We start from the raw sequence: 18,051 nt of genomic DNA on the forward strand, positions 1-18,051 counted from the left end.
TTCCCGGGGCGGCCCTTTCGGCGTCGGCGCCGCGCGTCAGCCGTGTCGGCCGGAGCGGCCGGCCGTACGGCCGCAGCGGCCCCCTGACGGCCGGCCACGGCCGGCCACGGCCTACGTCAGTTCTTCGTGCCGTCCACGATCAGCGGGTTCCCGCTGCCGCCGCCGCACGGGACCGCGTAGACGGGCTGCTTGGCGGCCGCCTCCTTGAAGGCGTCGATGCACTGGTTCATCAGGACCTTGTCCGTCAGCGAGTCACTGAGGATCTTGTTCGCGCGGGCGATGCCCTCCGCCTCGATCCTGCGCCGCTCGGACTCCGCCTTGGCCGTACGCGCCGCCTCGGTCGCCCGCTCCGTCGCCTGCTGCTGCTGGATCTTGCGGTCGATCTGGCTCTGGAGCTGGTCCGACGGCTTCACGTTCCGCAGGTTCACCGTGGTCACGTCGATGCCGCGGGGCGCGAGGCGCTCCTTGATCAGGTCGCCGATCTCCGTGTTGATCTTCTCGCGGGCCGAGGCGTACCCCTCCTCGCTCGTGTGACGCGCGAAGACGTTACGGATGATCTCCCTGCTGTCCGGGAAGACCAGCCGCTGCTGGATCGCCTCCTCGCTGCCGGCGAGCTTGTACAGCTCCACGGCCTTGGCGGGCGTGACGGCCCACTTGACCGTCACTTCCGCGTACATCACGCCGCCCTGGGACGAGCGGACCTCGACCACGTCCTTGTCGGACAGGTTCAGGTCGACCGGGCGGGTCGAGAAGGTGGTGACGTTCGTGAACGGCGAGGTGAAGTTCATGCCGGACGTCATGGGCGAGCCGACCTTGCCGAAGGTGACCGGCACGCCGACCTCGTACGCGCTGATGACGTGCAGGCAGCTCGCCACCGCGGCGAACAGCCCCGCGAGCAGCGCCCCGGCCGAACCGAGCGTGAGGCCGCGCCGGTCGGTGCTGCGGCCGACGAAGAACAGCACCGCCGCCGCGATGAGCAACAGGATGGACAGGACGAACACAGGCATTCCCCCCAGAACGAAGCGCAGAAGCGCAACAATGAGCTAAGTAAGCGGAGCGTAAAGCATGGGCCCGCGGTTCCCGGACGGGGTTCACCGGGCCCGGATCACGGCATGCCGGACCCGGCCCCGCCCTCACACCGGGAGGGGACCGCCGCGCCCGGACGGAGCCGGGCGCGAACGGACCGTGCTCGGAACAGACCGGGCTCGGCGGACGCGCTCGGAACAGACCGGGTGGGGAACGGACCGGGTGGGGAACGGACCGCTCAGATCAGGCCGTGCTCGCCCAGGTACTCCATCTGCGCCCGCACCGACAGTTCCGCCGCCGGCCACAGCGACCGGTCCACGTCCGCGTACACGTGGGCCACGACCTCGGGCGCCGTCCGGTAGCCGTTCTCGACGGCGGTCTCCACCTGGGCGAGGCGGCTCGCGCGGTGGGCCAGGTAGTACTCGACGGCCCCCTGCGCGTCCTCCAGGACCGGCCCGTGCCCCGGCAGGACGGTGTGCACGCCGTCGTCGACCGTCAGCGAACGCAGTCGGCGCAGCGAGTCCAGGTAGTCGCCCAGCCGCCCGTCCGGATGGGCCACCATCGTCGTACCGCGCCCGAGGACCGTGTCGCCCGTGAGGACCGCGCGGTCCGCCGGCAGGTGGAAGCTGAGCGAGTCGGCGGTGTGCCCGGGCGTCGGTACGACACGCAGCTCCAGGCCCCCGACCTCGACCACCTCGCCCGGCCCGAGGCCCTCGTCACCGAGCCGCAGCGCCGGGTCCAGCGCGCGCACCGGCGCGCCCGTCAGCTCGGCGAACCGCACGGCGCCCTCCGCGTGGTCCGGGTGGCCGTGGGTGAGCAGCGTCAGCGCCACGCGCTTGCCCATCCGCTCGGCGGTCTCGACGACCCGGGAGAGGTGTCCCTCGTCGAGCGGGCCCGGGTCGACGACCACCGCGGCCGCGGAGCCGGGCTCGGACAGCAGCCAGGTGTTCGTGCCGTCGAGGGTCATGGCGGACGGGTTCGGCGCGAGGACGTTGACGGCGCGGGCGGTCGCGGGGCCGGAGACCACGGCCCCCCGCGGCTGCCCGGGAAGCGCGGCGGCGTCGGTCATGCGGAAGACCCCCCTATGGGTGCGTCCGTCTTCGGTACGTGCTTGGTGAACTCCTCGTGACCCGGCCAGCTCAGGACCACCTCGTCGCCCTCCAGGCGGGCCTGCGCCAGCACGGGGGTGAGGTCCTGGTGCCGCGCCGCGTCCAGGGCTGCGACGGGCGTCCCGTACGGCTCCAGGGAGCGCAGCGTGGCGATGGTCGGCGGCATCATCAGCAGCTCGCCGCGGTCGTATCCGGCCGCCGCGTCGGCGGGACGGATCCACACCGTACGGTCGGCCTCGGTGGAGGCGTTGTAGGTCTGCTGGCCCTGTGGCAGCGCGGCCACGAAGAACCAGGTGTCGTAGCGGCGCGGCTCGAACTCCGGGGTGATCCAGCGCGCCCACGCCCCCAGCAGGTCCGAGCGCAGCACCAGCCCGCGCCGGTCCAGGAAGTCGGCGAACGCCAGCTCGCGCGCCACCAGGGCCGCCCGGTCCGCCTCCCAGTCCTCGCCCGTGGTGTCGGCGACGACGGAGCCGGCGGTCGGCCCGGCGAGCAGGACGCCCGCCTCCTCGTAGGTCTCGCGCACCGCCGCGCAGACGATGGCCTGCGCTCCTGCCGGGTCCGCGACCCCGAGCCGGTCCGCCCATGCCTCGGGGGACGGTCCCGCCCACCGCACCGGGTGCTCGTCCCGCGGGTCCACGCCGCCGCCCGGGTAGGCGTACGCGCCTCCGGCGAAGGCCATGGAGGCGCGCCGGCGCAGCATGTGGACCTCGGGGCCGCCACCGTCGGCGCCGTCCCGCAGGAGGAGCACGGTCGCCGCCCGCTTGGGCGTCACGGCCGCGAGGGTGCCGTCGGCGAGCGCGCGGATGCGGGCGGGCCACTCCGGCGGGTACCACTGACCATTGGACATGGCCGGATGCTATGCGCATCCGGCCCGATGTTCGAGAGGAAAGGTGGATACGGCAACGGCTCCACGGAGCACGCGCCGGGCTCGCGCGGAGCGGAGCCGCCAGGTCGTTCCGGTCAGGACGATCCGGCCGGGCCAGAACCGGCCAGGAGGACCGGGCCGGGACGAACCCGCCCGGAACGATCCGGCCAGGGCAGAACCGGTCAGGCCAGAACCGGTCAGGAGGACCGGGCCGGGACAGGACCGGTCAGGACAGCACCGATACCGATCCGGCCAGGACGAGACCGGTCACGTCAGGTCAGTCCTGGACCAGTTCCACCTGGATCTCGACCTCGACCGGCGCGTCCAGAGGCAGCACCGCGACGCCCACCGCGCTGCGCGCGTGCACGCCCTTGTCACCGAGGACCTCGCCCAGCAGCTCGCTCGCACCGTTGAGGACGGCCGGCTGACCCGTGAAGTCGGGAGCCGAGGCGACGAACCCGACGACCTTCACGATCCGCGCGATGCGGTCCAGGTCGCCCGCGACCGACTTCACGGCGGCCAGCGCGTTCAGCGCGCAGATCCGCGCGAGCTCCTTGGCCTCCTCCGGCGTGACCTCGCCGCCCACCTTGCCGGTGACCGGAAGCTTGCCCTCCACCATCGGCAGCTGGCCGGCCGTGTACACGTACACCCCGGAGCGGACCGCCGGCTGGTACGCGGCCAGCGGGGGCACGACCTGCGGCAGCGTCAGGCCGAGCTCCGCGAGCACGGCCTCGACACGGCCGGTCACTGCTTCTCCCGCTTCAGGTACGCCACGAGCTGCTCGGGGTTGTTCGGCCCCGGCACGACCTGGACGAGCTCCCAGCCGTCCTCGCCCCAGGTGTCCAGGATCTGCTTGGTCGCGTGCACGAGAAGGGGCACGGTCGCGTATTCCCACTTGGTCATGGTGCCGACTGTAGCCGCTGCCGCCGACAGCACCGCCAAGGGCAGCCTCCTGCTTGACGCGCGCGGGCACTGGTTAGGCTCGAAGGCGTGAGCAGGCTCCAGGTCGTCAGCGGCAAGGGCGGTACCGGTAAGACGACGGTCGCCGCCGCCCTCGCGCTCGCCCTCGCGACCGAGGGCAAGCGGACACTCCTCGTGGAGGTCGAAGGCAGACAGGGCATCGCGCAACTCTTCGAAACGGAGGCGCTCCCGTACGAGGAGCGCAAGATCGCCGTCGCGCCGGGCGGCGGGGAGGTGTACGCGCTGGCCATCGACGCCGAGCGCGCGCTCCTCGACTACCTCCAGATGTTCTACAAACTCGGCTCGGCGGGGCGGGCGCTGAAGAAACTCGGCGCCATAGACTTCGCGACCACCATCGCGCCGGGCGTCCGGGACGTGCTGCTGACGGGCAAGGCCTGCGAAGCGGTACGACGCCGGGAGAAGCAGGCCGGTTTCGTCTACGACTACGTCGTCATGGACGCCCCGCCCACCGGTCGCATCACCCGCTTCCTCAACGTCAACGACGAGGTGGCGGGGCTCGCGCGCATCGGCCCGATACACAATCAGGCGCAGGCCGTCATGCGGGTGCTGAAGTCTCCGGAGACAGCGGTTCACCTGGTGACGCTGCTGGAGGAGATGCCGGTCCAGGAGACCGCGGACGGCGTCGCGGAGCTGCGTTCCGCCGACCTCCCGGTGGGCAACGTCATCGTGAACATGGTCCGCCCGCACGTCCTGGACGAGGACGCGGTACGGGCCGCCTCCGACGGCCACCGCAAGGACATCGCCAAGGCGCTCGCCGCAGCCGGGGTGGCCGGTTCGGCCCGGCTGCTCACGCCGTTGCTGGAGGAGGCCGCCGAGCACGCGCAGCGGGTGCAGCTGGAGCGCGAGCAGCGGGAGCTGCTGGCGAAACTCCAGGTGCCCACGTACGAACTGCCGTTCCTGGGGGACGGCGTCGATCTGGCCGGGCTCTACCGGCTGGCCAAGGAACTACGCGAGCAGCTTGGGGTGACGGCATGACCCTGGACACGGCCCCCGCCCTCGAGGTCGATCCGCTCCTCGACGACCCGGCGACCCGCATCATCGTGTGCTGCGGTGCGGGCGGGGTCGGCAAGACGACGACCGCCGCGGCCCTGGGCGTACGGGCGGCGGAGCGCGGCCGCAAGGTGGTCGTGCTGACCATCGACCCGGCCCGCCGGCTCGCCCAGTCGATGGGCATCGACCGGCTGGACAACGTCCCGCGCCGGGTCGACGGCATCGCGGGCGACGGCGAGCTGCACGCGATGATGCTCGACATGAAGCGCACCTTCGACGACATCGTCGAGGCGCACGCCGACCCGGAGCGGGCCCGCGCCATTCTGGGCAACCCCTTCTACCAGTCCCTGTCGGCCGGTTTCGCGGGCACGCAGGAGTACATGGCGATGGAGAAGCTGGGGCAGCTGCGGGCGCGCGACGAGTGGGACCTGATCGTGGTCGACACGCCGCCGTCCCGCTCCGCGCTGGACTTCCTGGACGCTCCGAAGCGGCTCGGCTCCTTCCTGGACGGGAAGTTCATCAAACTGCTGATGACCCCGGCGAAGATGGGCGGCCGGGCCGGGATGAAGTTCCTGAACGTCGGCATGTCGATGATGACGGGAACCCTGGGCAAGCTGCTGGGCGGCCAACTGCTGCGGGACGTGCAGACGTTCGTCGCGGCGATGGACACGATGTTCGGCGGATTCCGTACGCGCGCGGACGCCACGTACCGGCTGCTCCAGGCGCCGGGCACGGCGTTCCTGGTGGTGGCCGCGCCGGAGCGGGACGCGCTGCGCGAGGCGGCGTACTTCGTGGAGCGGCTGGCGGCGGAGCAGATGCCGCTGGCCGGGCTGGTCCTCAACCGGGTGCACGGCAGCGGCGCCGCCCGGCTGTCGGCGGCGCGTGCGCTGGCCGCCGCCGAAAATCTTGACGAGGGCCGCATTGTGGATCAGGACGACGGGAAGACTGGTGTTCGTGGCGGCCCCGAGGCCGCCTCTCCCGAGCCCCCCTCCGCACCAGCTGTCATACGTCCCACCCCCGCGTCGCGCCCGCACGGCACCGCAGCGTCCGAAGCAAGCGCGCCCGAGACCACAGCACTTGAGGCCGCAGCACTTGAGGCCGCCGCGCCCACGACGGCGGCGTCACCCGGTACGTCCGGAGCTTCCGGCGCGTCCGGTGCCTCGGGCGCGTCCAGTACGCCGGTCGCCGAGGCGTCCGCGGTACCGCCCGCTGTCGCACAGCTGACAGCGGGTCTGCTGCGGCTGCACGCCGAGCGGATGCAGGTGCTCGCCCGTGAGCGGCGCACGCGGGATCGTTTCGCCGCGCTGCACCCCGAGGTGGCGGTGGCCGAAGTGGCCGCCCTGCCCGGGGACGTGCACGACCTGGCGGCGTTGCGGGCCATCGGCGAGCGGCTGGCGACCGGCGGCTCGTCGGCCGTGGCCGTGCCGCCGCGCGGCACGCGCGTGTGACGGCGTAACGGCAAGGCGTGCCCGCCGCCGTCGAGCAGGACACGCGAACAAAGCGGCGAAACGCGACATATGCGACATGCCACACGGGTCGCAACACGCGCGGCGCGGCGACCGGCGACGCACCGTGGGTACGGCGCACCATGGGCGCGCAAGGCACCGGCGCAACGAGGGAGGGCGCCCGGGGGAACCCGGATACGCGCAGGTGGAAGGCGTGCGTGGCGCTCCGGCGCGGGTCCTCGAACGGCGCCGGGCCCCCGCGCCCTAGCCCACTGCCGCGTACGACTCGTACGTCTCGTCGTCGTCCAGCGCGACGGGCAGGATGCCCGCGCTGCGCTCGTACTCCGTGCGCGCGGTCTCCAGGAGCCGGCGCCACGAGGTGACGGTCGGCCGCCGACGCAGCAGTGCTCGCCGCTCGCGCTCCGTCATCCCGCCCCACACGCCGAACTCGACGCGATTGTCCAGCGCATCGGCCAGGCACTCGGTCCGCACCGGACACCCGGTGCACACCGCCTTGGCCCTGTTCTGCGCCGCTCCCTGCACGAACAGTTCATCCGGATCGGTAGTGCGGCAGGCCGCCTGCGCACTCCAGTCAGCTACCCAGCCCATACCGGCGCCGTCCTCTCCCGAATCGAGGCTCCCCCACGGCGGTAGCGGCATATTCACCGCTGCCAGTTGAGGACGTTACGGAAGGTGGGCACAGCGCAACACCCCCTTCGGGCCCAATCTTGAATGGCCCGAACGGACTATGCGTACGCGGCAGATCACCCAGGGGAGTGACCCAAGGACATACCTGCCTCATCCCCTACAACACGACATGTCCCATGATCGACAACGGGCATCCGGCGACGCATGAGGCGGAAACGGACATCGCTCGGTGGCGACGTCGAGTGGTGCTGTGGGGAGAGCTGACACAGCGGTCCTGACCAGGGTCTCGTTACAGGACCGCAACTGCTGTGACAGTTGTGACCAGCTTAGGCCAAGGGATATACGCGTGTCCGGCGAATGAGAACGTAGGCTGCTGCCATGCCAAAGAAGCGCTCCGGCGGTGGTCTGACCGGGACCCAGCAGGCCGCCAAGTTCCTCGGTGTCAGCGTGCTCTCCGGAGCCGTACTGGCGGGCATCGCACTGCCCGCCGTCGGCGCGCTGGGACTCGCGGCGAAGGGAACGGTCCAGGGATTCGACGAGATTCCGGCCAATCTCAAGCGTCCGCCGCTGAGCCAGCGCACCACGATCCTCGACGCGAAGGGCGGGCAGATCGCGACGGTCTACTCGCGCGACCGCACCGTCGTGGACCTCAAGGACATCTCCCCGTACATGCAGAAGGCGATCGTCGCGATCGAGGACTCGCGCTTCTACGAGCACGGGGCGATCGACCTCAAGGGCGTCCTGCGCGCGCTCAACCGCAACGCCCAGTCGGGCGGCGTGGCGCAGGGTGCGTCGACCCTGACCCAGCAGTACGTGAAGAACGTCTTCGTGGAGGAGGCCGGCGACGACCCCGACAAGGTCGCGCAGGCCACGCAGCAGACGCTCGGCCGCAAGATCCAGGAGCTGAAGTACGCGATCCAGGTCGAGGAGGAGCTCGGGAAGAAGAAGATCCTCGAGAACTACCTCAACATCACGTTCTTCGGGCAGCAGGCGTACGGCATCGAGGCCGCCTCCAAGCGCTACTTCTCCAAGCCGGCCAAGGACCTGACCCTGGAGGAGTCGGCGATGCTGGCCGGCCTCGTCCAGTCGCCGAGCCGGTACGACCCGGTCAACGACGTCGAGGAGGCGACCAAGCGCCGCAACATCGTCCTGCAGCGCATGGCGGCCGTGGGCGACATCAGCCAGGCGGAGGCGGACCGGGCGAAGGCCAGCCCGATCAAGCTGAAGGTGAGCAAGCCGAAGAACGGCTGCATCACCGCCATCGACGGCGCGGGCTTCTTCTGCGACTACGTCCGCGAGGTCTTCCTCTCCGACCCGGTCTTCGGCAAGAACCGGGAGGAGCGCAACAAGGTCTGGAACCGCGGCGGCCTCACGATCCGGACGACGCTGGACCCGCAGGCCCAGAAGTCGACGCAGGAGTCGATAAAGGACCACGTCTACCAGAGCGACAAGGTCGCGACGGCCGTGACGATGGTCCAGCCCGGCACCGGCAAGATCGTCGCGATGGGCCAGTCCAAGCCGTACGGCTTCGGCAAGAACGAGACGCAGATCAACTACTCGGTCAACAAGCGGATGGGCGGCTCGAACTTCGGCTTCCCGGTCGGTTCGACGTTCAAGCCGTTCGTCGCGGCGGCGGCCCTGGAGCAGGGCAGGCCGCCGACACAGATGTACTCGGCGCCGTACGAGATGCCGTACCCGAGCTCCATCTCCCAGTGCGACGGCAAGTCGTGGCGGAACGCCGGCGGCCAGCGCCTGGAGAACGAGAACGAGTCCGAGGTCGGCCCGTACGCCCTCAAGGACGCGATGGCGATGTCCGTCAACACCTACTTCGTCCAGATGATCGAGGACATCGGTCTGTGCCCGGTCGTCGAGATGACCGACAAGCTGGGTGTGGTGCAGGGCAACGGGTCGAAGCTGCCCGAGGAGCCGTCGCCGCTGACCCTCGGTTCGACGGGTATCTCGCCGCTGACCATGGCGACGGCGTACGCGGCCTTCGCCAACCGCGGCACGTACTGCACGCCGGTCGCCATCGAGTCGATCCAAACCGCGGACGGCAAGAGCCTGCCGGTGCCGAAGAGCCAGTGCAGCAAGGCCATGACGGAGCGGACCGCCGACACCATCAACAGCCTGCTGGGCGGCGTCATCGACTCCGGTACGGGCCAGGCGGCCGGCCTGAGCGACCGCGACAACGCGGGCAAGACGGGTACGACGGACGGCCGCAGGAACGCCTGGTTCGTCGGGTACACGCCGAACCTGAGCGGCGCGGTGTGGGTCGGCAGTGCGAGCCAGCAGGTGGAGATGCAGTACATCACCATCGGCGGCCAGTACCACGACAAGGTCTTCGGCGGTAAGGTCCCCGGCCCGATCTGGAAGGACGCGATGACGGGCGCGCTGGAGGGCCACGAGCCGCTCCCCTTCGTCGATGTCCACATCCCGGACGCGCCGAAGGGCGACGACAAGGGCAAGCCCGGTGACGGCGGCAAGCCCGGCGGCAACGGCGGCGGAACCACGGGCGGCGGCGACCAGCCGTGGCCCGGGATCTCCTTCCCGCCGGACATGATCGGCGGCGGCAACCAGCGGGGCCAGGGCAACAACGGCGGCGGGAACGGCGGCTGGGACTGGGGCGGCTGACGCGCGCGAGAGGCACATGCGAGGGGCGCCCACCGTGGGAACGGTGGGCGCCCTTTCGTGTACGCGGGGCGTGACCCTCTGGGCGGCCGCGGCGCGGGCCGAGCACACGCCGGGCGCGCGGCGGACGACCCGGGCAGCACCCGGTACGAACGCGACGCGGCCCGCGGCATCAGCCGGGGGGAGCGGCGGCGGGGCCGTGCTGCCCCGGCGCCAGCGCCGGCCCGGGCTCAGCCCGTGAGGGGGAGCAGCGGCGGGGCTGTGCCGCCCCGGCCCTGGCTCAGCCGGCGAGGAGCTGCTTGACCGTGGCGGCGACGCGGCCGCCCTCGGCGCGGCCGGCCACCTTCGGGTTGACGATCTTCATGACGGCTCCCATCGCCCGCGGACCCTCCGCGCCGGCCGCCTTGGCCTCCTCGACGGCCTGGGTCACGATCGAGCGGAGCTCGTCGTCGCTCAGCTGCTGCGGGAGGTAGGCGTCGAGGATCACGCCCTCCGCCTTCTCACGCTCGGCCTGCTCGGAGCGGCCGCCCTGCGCGAAGGCCTCGGCCGCCTCGCGGCGCTTCTTCGCCTCCTTGGCGATCACCTTCTGCACCTCGTCGTCGGAAAGCTCGCGCTTCTCCTTGCCCGCGACCTCCTCCTTGGTGATCGCGGCGAGGGTCAGCCGGAGAGTGGAGGAGCGCAGCTCGTCGCGCTCCTTGATCGCGGCGTTGAGGTCATCCTGCAGCTTGGACTTGAGCGTGGTCATGCGAACCAGTGTGTCAGGTGCGGTGACCTGCACGCCCGCGCATTTCCCGCTGCCGTGGCCGTTCTGGAACGATGAGCCCATGCGCGCGCGATACGGAGTCCCCCTGAAAGTCACCGCAGGAATCGCAGCGGTCGGCGCGGCCGGCCTGGTCTACGCCGCCGGCTTCGAGGTCCGCTCGTTCCGGCTCCGCCGGATCACCGTCCCCGTGCTGCCGCCGGGCATGCGCGACCTGCGGGTCCTCCAGGTGTCGGACATCCACATGGTCGGCGGCCAGCGCAAGAAGCGGACGTGGCTCCAGTCGCTGGCGGGACTGCGTCCCGACTTCGTCGTGAACACGGGCGACAACCTCTCCGACCCGGACGGCGTGCCGGAGGTCCTGGACGCGCTCGGCCCGCTCATGGAGTTTCCGGGGGTGTACGTCTTCGGCTCCAACGACTACTACGGCCCGAAGCTGCGCAACCCCGCCCGCTACCTGATCGAGAAGGCCCAGGGACGCCACGGCCTCAACGGCAACGCGCCGGCCGTCGGGGCCGTGCACAACCCGTGGGAGGAGCTGCGCGACGCCTTCGACGCGGCGGGCTGGGTGAACCTGACCAACACCCGCGGCCGCCTCAAGCTCGACGGTCTGGACCTGGCCTTCACCGGCCTGGACGACCCGCACATCAAGCGCGACCGCTACGAGCAGGTCGCGGGCGGCCCGGAGGCGGACGCCGACCTGTCGGTGGCCGTCGTCCACGCCCCGTACCTGCGCTCCCTGGACGCCTTCACGACCGACGGCTACCCCCTGATCCTGGCCGGCCACACGCACGGCGGCCAGCTCTGCATCCCGTTCTACGGGGCGCTGGTCACCAACTGCGACCTGGACACGGACCGCGTGAAGGGCCTCTCCACGCACCGCGCCGGGGGGAACACGGCCTACCTCCACGTCTCGGCGGGCTGCGGCACCAACCGCTACACCCCGGTCCGCTTCGCCTGCCCCCCGGAGGCCACGCTCCTCACCCTCACCGCCCGCGACGACCGCCGGTAGCCGGAGCCCGCCTCCCGCTCGGACGGCCCCCGCCTGCCGCCCCGCGAAAACCGGATTTCGTCTCCGGCCGCGGGTGGGCTAAAGTAAACGACGTCGCCGGGACACCGGACGACATCGGGGTGTAGCGCAGCTTGGCAGCGCGCTTCGTTCGGGACGAAGAGGTCGTGGGTTCAAATCCCGCCACCCCGACAGAGAAGTACCAGGTCAGGGCTGGTTTCCTTCATGGGAAGCCGGCCCTGATTCGTTTGCGTGGCGAACTGCGTGACACCTGCTCCCGATCCGGGCGACGGCGATCACACCCACAGCAGCGATGGCGCCCGCGTGGTGGACAGCCCGGCGGCCGACGACCACCCCCAGCACCTCCACGGCGACGTACACCGCCGGCTGTCTTCTGATCTCCCCACGGGCACGTGCGGCCTGGCACTGACGGGCTGTGCGGGCACGTGCCGAAGATGCCGTCCGTGGCCACCGCGCCGGTACGGATGACCGGACGCATCCGCCGTGCCCCGAAGGGCCATCGGGTACGGCCGATGCAGACCAAGCGGTTGCTCACTGCTAGTCTTCCGGATCTCGTCCGGACATTCATATGTCGCACACATGACACGCACAGGCGCCCGATTCCGGGCGCCCCGAGGTCGCTGCGAGGAGACATCGCCCGTGGGCACAGTCGTCGACGACGCCGCCTCCGTGGAGTTCCATGCCTTCTTCGAGCGGCACTACGCCGAACTGGCCCGGCTCGCACATCTGTTGACCGGCGAGGCGGATGCCGCCGACGATCTGGCCGCGGATGCGCTGCTCGCGCTGTGGCACCGCTGGGACCGGGTGCGGGCGAGCGAGCACCCGGTGGCGTACGCGCGGGGCGTGGTCGCCAATCTGGCCCGGACGCGGATACGCAGCGCGGTGCGCGAGCGGCGGCGGATCGCCCTGTTCTGGGCGCATGGTGAGGAGAAGGCCGAGAACCCGGACGTGGCCGGGGTGGTGGACGTACAAGGGGCGCTGCGCAGGCTGCCGTTCCGCAAGCGGGCGTGTGTCGTGCTGCGTCATGCGTTCGACCTGTCCGAGAAGGACACCGCGCTGGCCCTGGGCGTGTCGGTCGGTACGGTGAAGAGCCAGACGTCGAAGGGGATGGCCGAGCTGCAGCGGCTGCTCGGCACGCAGGACGCTCCGCGTAAGGTGCACGCAGCGATGGCGCGAACCGGGACTGCCGGAGGAAGGGACCGATGACCATGCGGCGGGACGTGCACGACGAGCTGCGCGCCCGGCTGCACGAGGCGGCCGGGGCGCACCGGCCCGACCGCGCCCGGATCCTGGCACGGCTCGAACGCGGCATGGCGCAGGAGGACCGGCCCCGCTCCCGTGCGGCCCGTCCGCCCCGCTTCGGCTGGGTGCGCGCGGTGGGCGTCACCGCGGCGGTCGCGGGGATCCTCGCCGCCGGCGGCTACGGCGTGGCCTCCGTGGTGAACGACGAGCCTCCGCAGCAGACGGTCGCGGTCCCGCCGACGCCCACCACCTCCACGCCCACCCCGTCGGCGGAAGCGACGCGCCGGGCGCCCTCGCCGGTGGACCCGACGCCCGTGGATCCGGCGCCCGCGGACCCCGTGCCGAGCACCTCCCGCGCGCCCCGCGAGCCGAGCGCCTCCCCGTCGCGTACGCCCGATACCGGCGCGCCCGCCGCCGGTGAGCAGGACGGGCCACTCTGGTCGGACGGCTCCGTGGACCCGCACAGCAACGACTTCTGGGCGCAGAGCAACGTCACCCTCAAGACCCGCGAGGAACTGACCGCGCTGACCGTCGAATTGCGGATCGCCCAGACCGGCGGGGTCACCTCCACCGGTGCCTGGCGGTCGCTGCCCGAGGCCGACTTCACACTGACGATCACCGAGAAGGACGGCTACCTCGTCCACACCTGGGTGCTCAAGCAGGGCCGTACGGTCCCGGCCGGCCAGTGGGTGTTCGCCGGGCAGTACAACCACGCCCGCGGCGGCCGGGACGCCCGGGAGGACCGCTACGCGGCCACCGCCCGGACCCGGAGCGAACAGCTCGCCGTGTCGGGCGACTTCGCCCGGCACGACGACTGATTCCAGGAACGCGGCAACCTTTTCCCCGCCCGTGGCGACCGGAAGGCGCAAGATCTTCCCCCACGCAAGGAATGGGCATGACTGCACGAGCTGAACAGCGCGTCCGCCACCGTCGCCGGGTCACCACGCGCCGGGCGGTGATCAGCGGAGCCGCCGCCCTCGGGCTGACCGGTGCGGCGATCGTCACCACGACCATGCTGTCCCCCGCCGGGGCCGCCGCGTCCTGGCCCTCGGACACTGGCAGCAAGCCGGTGCCGAAGACCATCCCGGTCTCCGGTGAGTACGACGGCGGGATGAAGAAGTTCTACGGCACCGGCGTCCTGGGCGGCAGCGGCCAGGACGAGGGCCAGTCCCCCCTCTTCGAGCTGGCCGACGGCGCAGTCCTGAAGAACGTCGTCATCGGCACGCCCGCCGCCGACGGCGTCCACTGCAAGGGCAGCTGCACGCTGCAGAACGTGTGGTGGCTGGACGTCGGCGAGGACGCCGCCACCTTCAAGGGCAAGTCGGCTTCCGCGACGTACAAGGTCATCGGCGGCGGGGCGAGGAAGGCCGACGACAAGGTCCTCCAGTTCAACGGGGCCGGCAAGCTCACCGTGACCGGCTTCCAGGTCGAGGGCTTCGGCAAGCTCGTCCGCTCGTGCGGCAACTGCAAGACGCAGCACAAGCGCACGATCGTGCTGAGCGACATCGACGTGACCGCGCCGGGCAACTCGATCGTCGGCGTCAACCAGAACTACGGCGACACGGCGACGCTGTCGAAGATCCGGATCCACGGCGACGCGAAGAAGAAGATCAAGACCTGCGTGCGCTTCAAGGGCAACAACACCGGCAAGGAGCCGACCCAGCTGGGCAGCGGCCCCGACGGCACCGCGTGCCGCTTCGCGGCGTCGGACATCACGTACAACTGAGCCGTACCACTGAACCGTACGACCGGGGCGTACGGCCCGGTCGTACGGCCCGGTCGTACGACTGAGCCGTACCACTGCCTGACGTACCACTGACCGACGTACGTCGGCACCGTCGCCTGGACCGTCACACCCGTCACCCGTCACCCGTCACCCGGACGGTCGCGCCCGGTCGCCGCGCCGCGCGGGGCGGCGCAGGCTCGGAGAGCCACCGCACCCACCGGACAGAGAGGGGCGGCCATGAGCCATCCGGCCGACGCCGGCGGCGGCCACGCCACCGGCGGTACGGAACACGGTACGGAACACCACGCCTACGCCCACCACACCGCTCCCCCGCGCTCCACCGCCCCGGCACCGCGCCGCAACGGCTGGGCGTCGGCGGGGACGATGCTCGCCGGGGTACTGCTGCTGGTGGAAGGCGTGCTCGGAATGCTGCAGGGCATCGCGGGCATCGCCGAGGACGACGTGTACGGGGAGATCGGCGAGTACGTCTTCGAGTTCAGCGTGAGCACGTGGGGCTGGATCCACCTGGTGCTCGGCCTCCTGGTGGCGCTCATCGGCGCGGGCATCATCAGCGGGGCGGACTGGGCCAAAGCGGTCGGTGTGGCGCTGGCCGCCCTCGCCGTGATCGCGAACTTCATCTGGCTGCCGTACCAGCCGGTCTGGGCGGTGATCTCGATCGCGATCGGGCTCTTCGTCATCTGGGCGCTGTGCACGGAGGACTCGCCGCCCGCGGCACGCTGAAGGCCCCCGGCGCCCGAGGTCCGTGGCACCCGAGGCCCGCGGCACGCCGAGACAGGTGCTCGGGACGGCCTGCGGCGGAGTTATCCACAGGTTGAGGACCGGCGGAGCGGGTTGTCGGTCCGGCAGCGCATCATGGGGTCCATGACTGAACCGACAGATGCACTGGCCACGCCGGACATGCCCGACTGGGAGAAGCGCTTCCGGGCGCCGCGCGTCTCGCTGCCCGACTGGGCGGAGGACGCGCCGGGGCGGTCGCTGTTCGTGTCCAACGCGACCGGGACGTACGAGCTGTACGCCTGGGACCGGGCGACCGGCCGGCAGCGGCAGGTCACGGACCGGCCGAACGGGACCACCGACGGGGTGCTGTCGCCGGACGGCGAGTGGATCTGGTGGTTCTCGGACACGGACGGCGACGAGTTCGGCGTCTGGATGCGGCAGCCGTTCGGGGGCGGCGAGGACGAGCCGGCCGCGCCGGGACTGGAGGCGTCCTACCCCGCCGGCCTGGCGATCGGCCGGGACGGCACCGCGGTGGTCGGGCGCTCCACCGACGAGGACGGCTCGACGATCCACGTCGTACGGCCGGGACTGGCGCCCGTCGAGATATACCGGCACCGCGAGTCGGCCGGGGTGGGCGACCTGTCGCGCGACGGGACCCTGATCGCCGTCGAGCACACCGAGCACGGTGACGCGATGCACTCGGCACTGCGCGTGGTCCGGCCGGACGGCGGGACGGTGGCGGAGCTCGACGACACCAAGGGCGGCACGGAGGAGCTGGGACTCGCGGTGCTCGGCTTCGCGCCGGTGGACGGGGACACCCGGCTGCTCGTGGGGCACCAGCGGCGCGGGCGGTGGGAGCCGATGCTGTGGGACGTCGCCTCGGGGGTGGAGACGGACCTGGGCCTCGACCTGCCCGGTGACGTGTCGGCCGAGTGGTACCCCGACGGGTCGGGGCTGCTGATCGTGCACAGCTTCGAGGCGCGCAGCGAGCTGTGGCGGTACGAGATCGGCACGCGCGAGCTGGTGCGGGTGGAGACGCCCGCCGGGTCGGTGTCCGGTGCGACGGCTCGGCCGGACGGGACGGTGGAGTACCTGTGGTCCTCCGCGGCGCACCCCCCGGTGGTGCGGTCGACGGCGGGCGGGGTGGTGCTCGATCCCCCGGGGATGAAGGCGCCCGGCTCGGTGGCCGTGGAGGACGTGTGGGTGGAGGGGCCCGGCGGGCGCATCCATGCGCTCGTGCAACGGCCGGCCGGCGCGAGCGGCCCACTGCCGACGCTGTTCGAGATCCACGGTGGTCCCGCGTGGCACGACAGCGACGCGTTCGCGGCGGCGCCCGCGGCCTGGGTGGACCACGGGTATGCGGTGGTGCGGGTCAACTACCGGGGCTCGACCGGGTACGGCCGGGAGTGGACGGACGCGCTCAAGCACCGGATCGGTCTGATCGAGCTGGAGGACATCGCGGCGGTACGGGAGTGGGCGGTGGCGTCCGGGCTCGCCGATCCGTCGAAGCTCGTGCTGGCGGGCGGCTCGTGGGGCGGGTACCTGACCCTCCTCGGGCTCGGTACGCAGCCGGAGGCGTGGGCGCTGGGGCTGGCCGCCGTCCCGGTGGCGGACTACGTCACGGCGTACCACGACGAGATGGAGGCGCTGAAGGCACTGGACCGCACGCTGTTCGGCGGGTCCCCGGAGGAGGTGCCGGAGCGGTACCAGGTGTCGTCGCCCCTGACGTACGTGGACGAGGTGCGGGCGCCGGTCTACATCTCGGCGGGCGTCAACGACCCGCGCTGCCCGATCCGGCAGATCGACAACTACGTCGACCGGCTCGCGGCCCGCGGCGCGGTGCACGAGGTGTACCGGTACGACGCGGGGCACGGCTCCCTGGTGGTGGAGGAGCGGATCAAGCAGGTGCGGCTGGAGCTGGCCTTCGCGGCCCGGCACCTGGAGGGCGGGCCCGGCGCGACACGGCAGCCGGGGACCCGGACGGACGGGGGGTGAGCGGGTTCCGTACCGTGGAGGGGTGTACCGGTTCCTGACGACGCCCCGCTGGTGGGGGATCAACATCTTCGTGCTGCTGGCGATCCCGTTCTGCATCTTCATGGGGACGTGGCAGCTGGGCCGGTTCGAGGACCGTGTCGACTCGCACCAGGAGGCGGAGGCCCGGCGGCCCGGCCCGGACGCGGGTGCGGGCGGTACGAAGGCGGCGCCGCTGGACGAGCTGCTGCCGGTCACCAAGGAGACCTCGGGCCGCCACGCCACCGCGAGCGGGCGGTACGGCGAGCAGTTCCTGGTGCCGGGGCGCGAGCTGGACGGCCGGACCGGCTCGTACGTGCTGACGTTGCTGCGCACCGACGGCGGAAAGGCGCTTCCGGTGGTGCGCGGCTGGCTACCGGAGGGCGGCCGGCCACCGCTGCCGCCGGCGGGTGAGGTCACCGTGACCGGCGCTCTCCAGGCGTCGGAGAACTCCGGTACCAAGGGCGTGCACGCGGCGGGTGGCCTGCCCGAGGGCCAGGTCGGCATGATCAGCGCGGCGTCGCTGGTGAACCTGGTTCCGGGCGACGTGTACGACGCGTGGGTCACACTGACGGACGCCCCGTCGGGTCTCACCCCGGTGCCGGCGGCAGCGGCGGAGGGGACGGGGCTGGACCTGAAGGCCTTCCAGAACCTCGGCTACACGGGTGAGTGGTTCGCCTTCGTGGGTTTCGTGCTCTTCATGTGGTTCCGGCTGTTCCGCCGCGAGGCGGAGGCGGCCCGCGACGCGGCCCTCGGCCTGGCACCGGAGCCGTCCCCGGCCGCGGGCGCCCGGCAGCCGTCCCGGGCGCCGGACACCCAGGAGCCGTCAGCGGCCGCCCAGCCCTCACAGCCC

The 18,051-nt window shown here is 71.7% G+C and carries 17 protein-coding genes and 1 tRNA gene; 11 read left to right on the forward strand and 7 right to left on the reverse strand.

Going from position 1 to position 18,051, the window contains the following annotated elements:
• Positions 1 to 116 precede the first annotated feature (116 nt).
• The 5 genes from IH00_RS0125860 to IH00_RS42055 all read right to left on the reverse strand — a co-directional run bounded on the left by IH00_RS0125860 (position 117) and on the right by IH00_RS42055 (position 3,903).
• Positions 117 to 1,001: a prohibitin family protein gene (locus tag IH00_RS0125860; RefSeq protein ID WP_031077601.1), complete on the reverse strand. Its 885-nt coding sequence runs from the start codon at positions 999 to 1,001 to the stop codon at positions 117 to 119.
• 263 nt (positions 1,002 to 1,264) lie between these two features.
• On the reverse strand, positions 1,265 to 2,095 hold the full coding sequence (locus IH00_RS0125865; protein ID WP_031077603.1) for an MBL fold metallo-hydrolase: 831 nt from the start codon (positions 2,093 to 2,095) through the stop codon (positions 1,265 to 1,267).
• Positions 2,092 to 2,982, reverse strand: a complete 891-nt coding sequence (locus IH00_RS0125870) for an NUDIX hydrolase (protein WP_031077605.1) — start codon at positions 2,980 to 2,982, stop codon at positions 2,092 to 2,094. The genes IH00_RS0125865 and IH00_RS0125870 overlap by 4 nt, the downstream gene beginning before the upstream one ends.
• 295 nt (positions 2,983 to 3,277) lie before the next feature.
• Entirely contained in the window at positions 3,278 to 3,748 is a 471-nt protein-coding gene (locus tag IH00_RS0125875) for a RidA family protein (RefSeq protein WP_031077607.1), read from the reverse strand.
• Positions 3,745 to 3,903, reverse strand: coding sequence for a Sp36 family protein (locus tag IH00_RS42055; protein ID WP_003991873.1), 159 nt, complete (start codon positions 3,901 to 3,903; stop codon positions 3,745 to 3,747). The genes IH00_RS0125875 and IH00_RS42055 overlap by 4 nt, the downstream gene beginning before the upstream one ends.
• Before the next feature lie 87 nt (positions 3,904 to 3,990).
• Here IH00_RS42055 and IH00_RS0125885 point away from each other — a divergent pair, with 87 nt between their 5' ends.
• Entirely contained in the window at positions 3,991 to 4,956 is a 966-nt protein-coding gene (locus IH00_RS0125885) for an ATPase BagA (RefSeq protein ID WP_031077608.1), read from the forward strand.
• Positions 4,953 to 6,419 carry an ATPase BagB gene (locus tag IH00_RS0125890; protein ID WP_031077611.1) on the forward strand — a complete coding sequence of 489 codons (1,467 nt, stop codon included), beginning with the start codon at positions 4,953 to 4,955 and terminating at the stop codon, positions 6,417 to 6,419. The genes IH00_RS0125885 and IH00_RS0125890 overlap by 4 nt, the downstream gene beginning before the upstream one ends.
• 261 nt (positions 6,420 to 6,680) lie before the next feature.
• Here IH00_RS0125890 and IH00_RS0125895 read toward each other — a convergent pair whose 3' ends face one another.
• The gene (locus IH00_RS0125895) at positions 6,681 to 7,025 is read right to left on the reverse strand and encodes a WhiB family transcriptional regulator (RefSeq protein ID WP_031077612.1); all 345 of its coding nucleotides are present in this window, start codon (positions 7,023 to 7,025) and stop codon (positions 6,681 to 6,683) included.
• A 417-nt stretch (positions 7,026 to 7,442) separates the two neighbouring features.
• On the opposite strand from IH00_RS0125895, the gene IH00_RS0125900 reads away from it, so the two are divergent.
• Positions 7,443 to 9,695 (forward strand): transglycosylase domain-containing protein, encoded by a 2,253-nt coding sequence (locus IH00_RS0125900; RefSeq protein WP_031077615.1) that lies wholly within the window; start codon positions 7,443 to 7,445, stop codon positions 9,693 to 9,695.
• A gap of 277 nt (positions 9,696 to 9,972) precedes the next feature.
• On the opposite strand, the gene IH00_RS0125905 is transcribed toward IH00_RS0125900, so the two are convergent.
• The gene (locus IH00_RS0125905; protein WP_031077617.1) at positions 9,973 to 10,437 is read right to left on the reverse strand and encodes a GatB/YqeY domain-containing protein; all 465 of its coding nucleotides are present in this window, start codon (positions 10,435 to 10,437) and stop codon (positions 9,973 to 9,975) included.
• Positions 10,438 to 10,516: 79 nt separating this feature from the next.
• Here IH00_RS0125905 and IH00_RS0125910 point away from each other — a divergent pair, with 79 nt between their 5' ends.
• The 8 genes from IH00_RS0125910 to IH00_RS0125945 all read left to right on the forward strand — a co-directional run.
• Positions 10,517 to 11,464, forward strand: a complete 948-nt coding sequence (locus IH00_RS0125910) for a metallophosphoesterase (protein ID WP_031077619.1) — start codon at positions 10,517 to 10,519, stop codon at positions 11,462 to 11,464.
• A 115-nt stretch (positions 11,465 to 11,579) separates the two neighbouring features.
• Positions 11,580 to 11,653, forward strand: a tRNA-Pro gene (locus tag IH00_RS0125915).
• A gap of 468 nt (positions 11,654 to 12,121) precedes the next feature.
• Entirely contained in the window at positions 12,122 to 12,688 is a 567-nt protein-coding gene (locus IH00_RS0125920) for a SigE family RNA polymerase sigma factor (RefSeq protein WP_031077621.1), read from the forward strand.
• Positions 12,685 to 13,542 (forward strand): hypothetical protein, encoded by an 858-nt coding sequence (locus tag IH00_RS0125925; RefSeq protein WP_031077623.1) that lies wholly within the window; start codon positions 12,685 to 12,687, stop codon positions 13,540 to 13,542. The genes IH00_RS0125920 and IH00_RS0125925 overlap by 4 nt, the downstream gene beginning before the upstream one ends.
• Positions 13,543 to 13,619: 77 nt before the next feature.
• Positions 13,620 to 14,450: a pectate lyase gene (locus IH00_RS0125930; protein ID WP_031077625.1), complete on the forward strand. Its 831-nt coding sequence runs from the start codon at positions 13,620 to 13,622 to the stop codon at positions 14,448 to 14,450.
• A gap of 237 nt (positions 14,451 to 14,687) precedes the next feature.
• Complete coding sequence (locus IH00_RS0125935; protein WP_052411631.1) at positions 14,688 to 15,191, forward strand: DUF7144 family membrane protein; 504 nt, start codon at positions 14,688 to 14,690, stop codon at positions 15,189 to 15,191.
• 132 nt (positions 15,192 to 15,323) lie between these two features.
• Positions 15,324 to 17,183, forward strand: a complete 1,860-nt coding sequence (locus IH00_RS0125940) for a S9 family peptidase (RefSeq protein WP_052411644.1) — start codon at positions 15,324 to 15,326, stop codon at positions 17,181 to 17,183.
• Between the two features lie 22 nt (positions 17,184 to 17,205).
• On the forward strand, positions 17,206 to 18,051 hold an 846-nt coding region (locus tag IH00_RS0125945), incomplete at its 3' end, for an SURF1 family protein (protein WP_078887961.1).

The organism is Streptomyces sp. NRRL S-118 (genome assembly GCF_000716335.1).
In the GTDB taxonomy this organism is placed as follows: Bacteria; Actinomycetota; Actinomycetes; order Streptomycetales; family Streptomycetaceae; genus Streptomyces.

Bases quoted from the DNA above. Each gene is read 5' to 3' on its own strand.
- IH00_RS0125865 (WP_031077603.1), bottom strand. From the start codon at position 2,095: ATGACCGACGCCGCCGCGCTTCCCGGGCAGCCGCGGGGGGCCGTGGTC.
- IH00_RS0125870 (WP_031077605.1), bottom strand. From the start codon at position 2,982: ATGTCCAATGGTCAGTGGTACCCGCCGGAGTGGCCCGCCCGCATCCGC.
- IH00_RS42055 (WP_003991873.1), bottom strand. From the start codon at position 3,903: ATGACCAAGTGGGAATACGCGACCGTGCCCCTTCTCGTGCACGCGACC.
- IH00_RS0125890 (WP_031077611.1), top strand. From the start codon at position 4,953: ATGACCCTGGACACGGCCCCCGCCCTCGAGGTCGATCCGCTCCTCGAC.
- IH00_RS0125895 (WP_031077612.1), bottom strand. From the start codon at position 7,025: ATGGGCTGGGTAGCTGACTGGAGTGCGCAGGCGGCCTGCCGCACTACC.
- IH00_RS0125900 (WP_031077615.1), top strand. From the start codon at position 7,443: ATGCCAAAGAAGCGCTCCGGCGGTGGTCTGACCGGGACCCAGCAGGCC.
- IH00_RS0125905 (WP_031077617.1), bottom strand. From the start codon at position 10,437: ATGACCACGCTCAAGTCCAAGCTGCAGGATGACCTCAACGCCGCGATC.
- IH00_RS0125910 (WP_031077619.1), top strand. From the start codon at position 10,517: ATGCGCGCGCGATACGGAGTCCCCCTGAAAGTCACCGCAGGAATCGCA.
- IH00_RS0125925 (WP_031077623.1), top strand. From the start codon at position 12,685: ATGACCATGCGGCGGGACGTGCACGACGAGCTGCGCGCCCGGCTGCAC.
- IH00_RS0125930 (WP_031077625.1), top strand. From the start codon at position 13,620: ATGACTGCACGAGCTGAACAGCGCGTCCGCCACCGTCGCCGGGTCACC.
- IH00_RS0125935 (WP_052411631.1), top strand. From the start codon at position 14,688: ATGAGCCATCCGGCCGACGCCGGCGGCGGCCACGCCACCGGCGGTACG.
- IH00_RS0125940 (WP_052411644.1), top strand. From the start codon at position 15,324: ATGGGGTCCATGACTGAACCGACAGATGCACTGGCCACGCCGGACATG.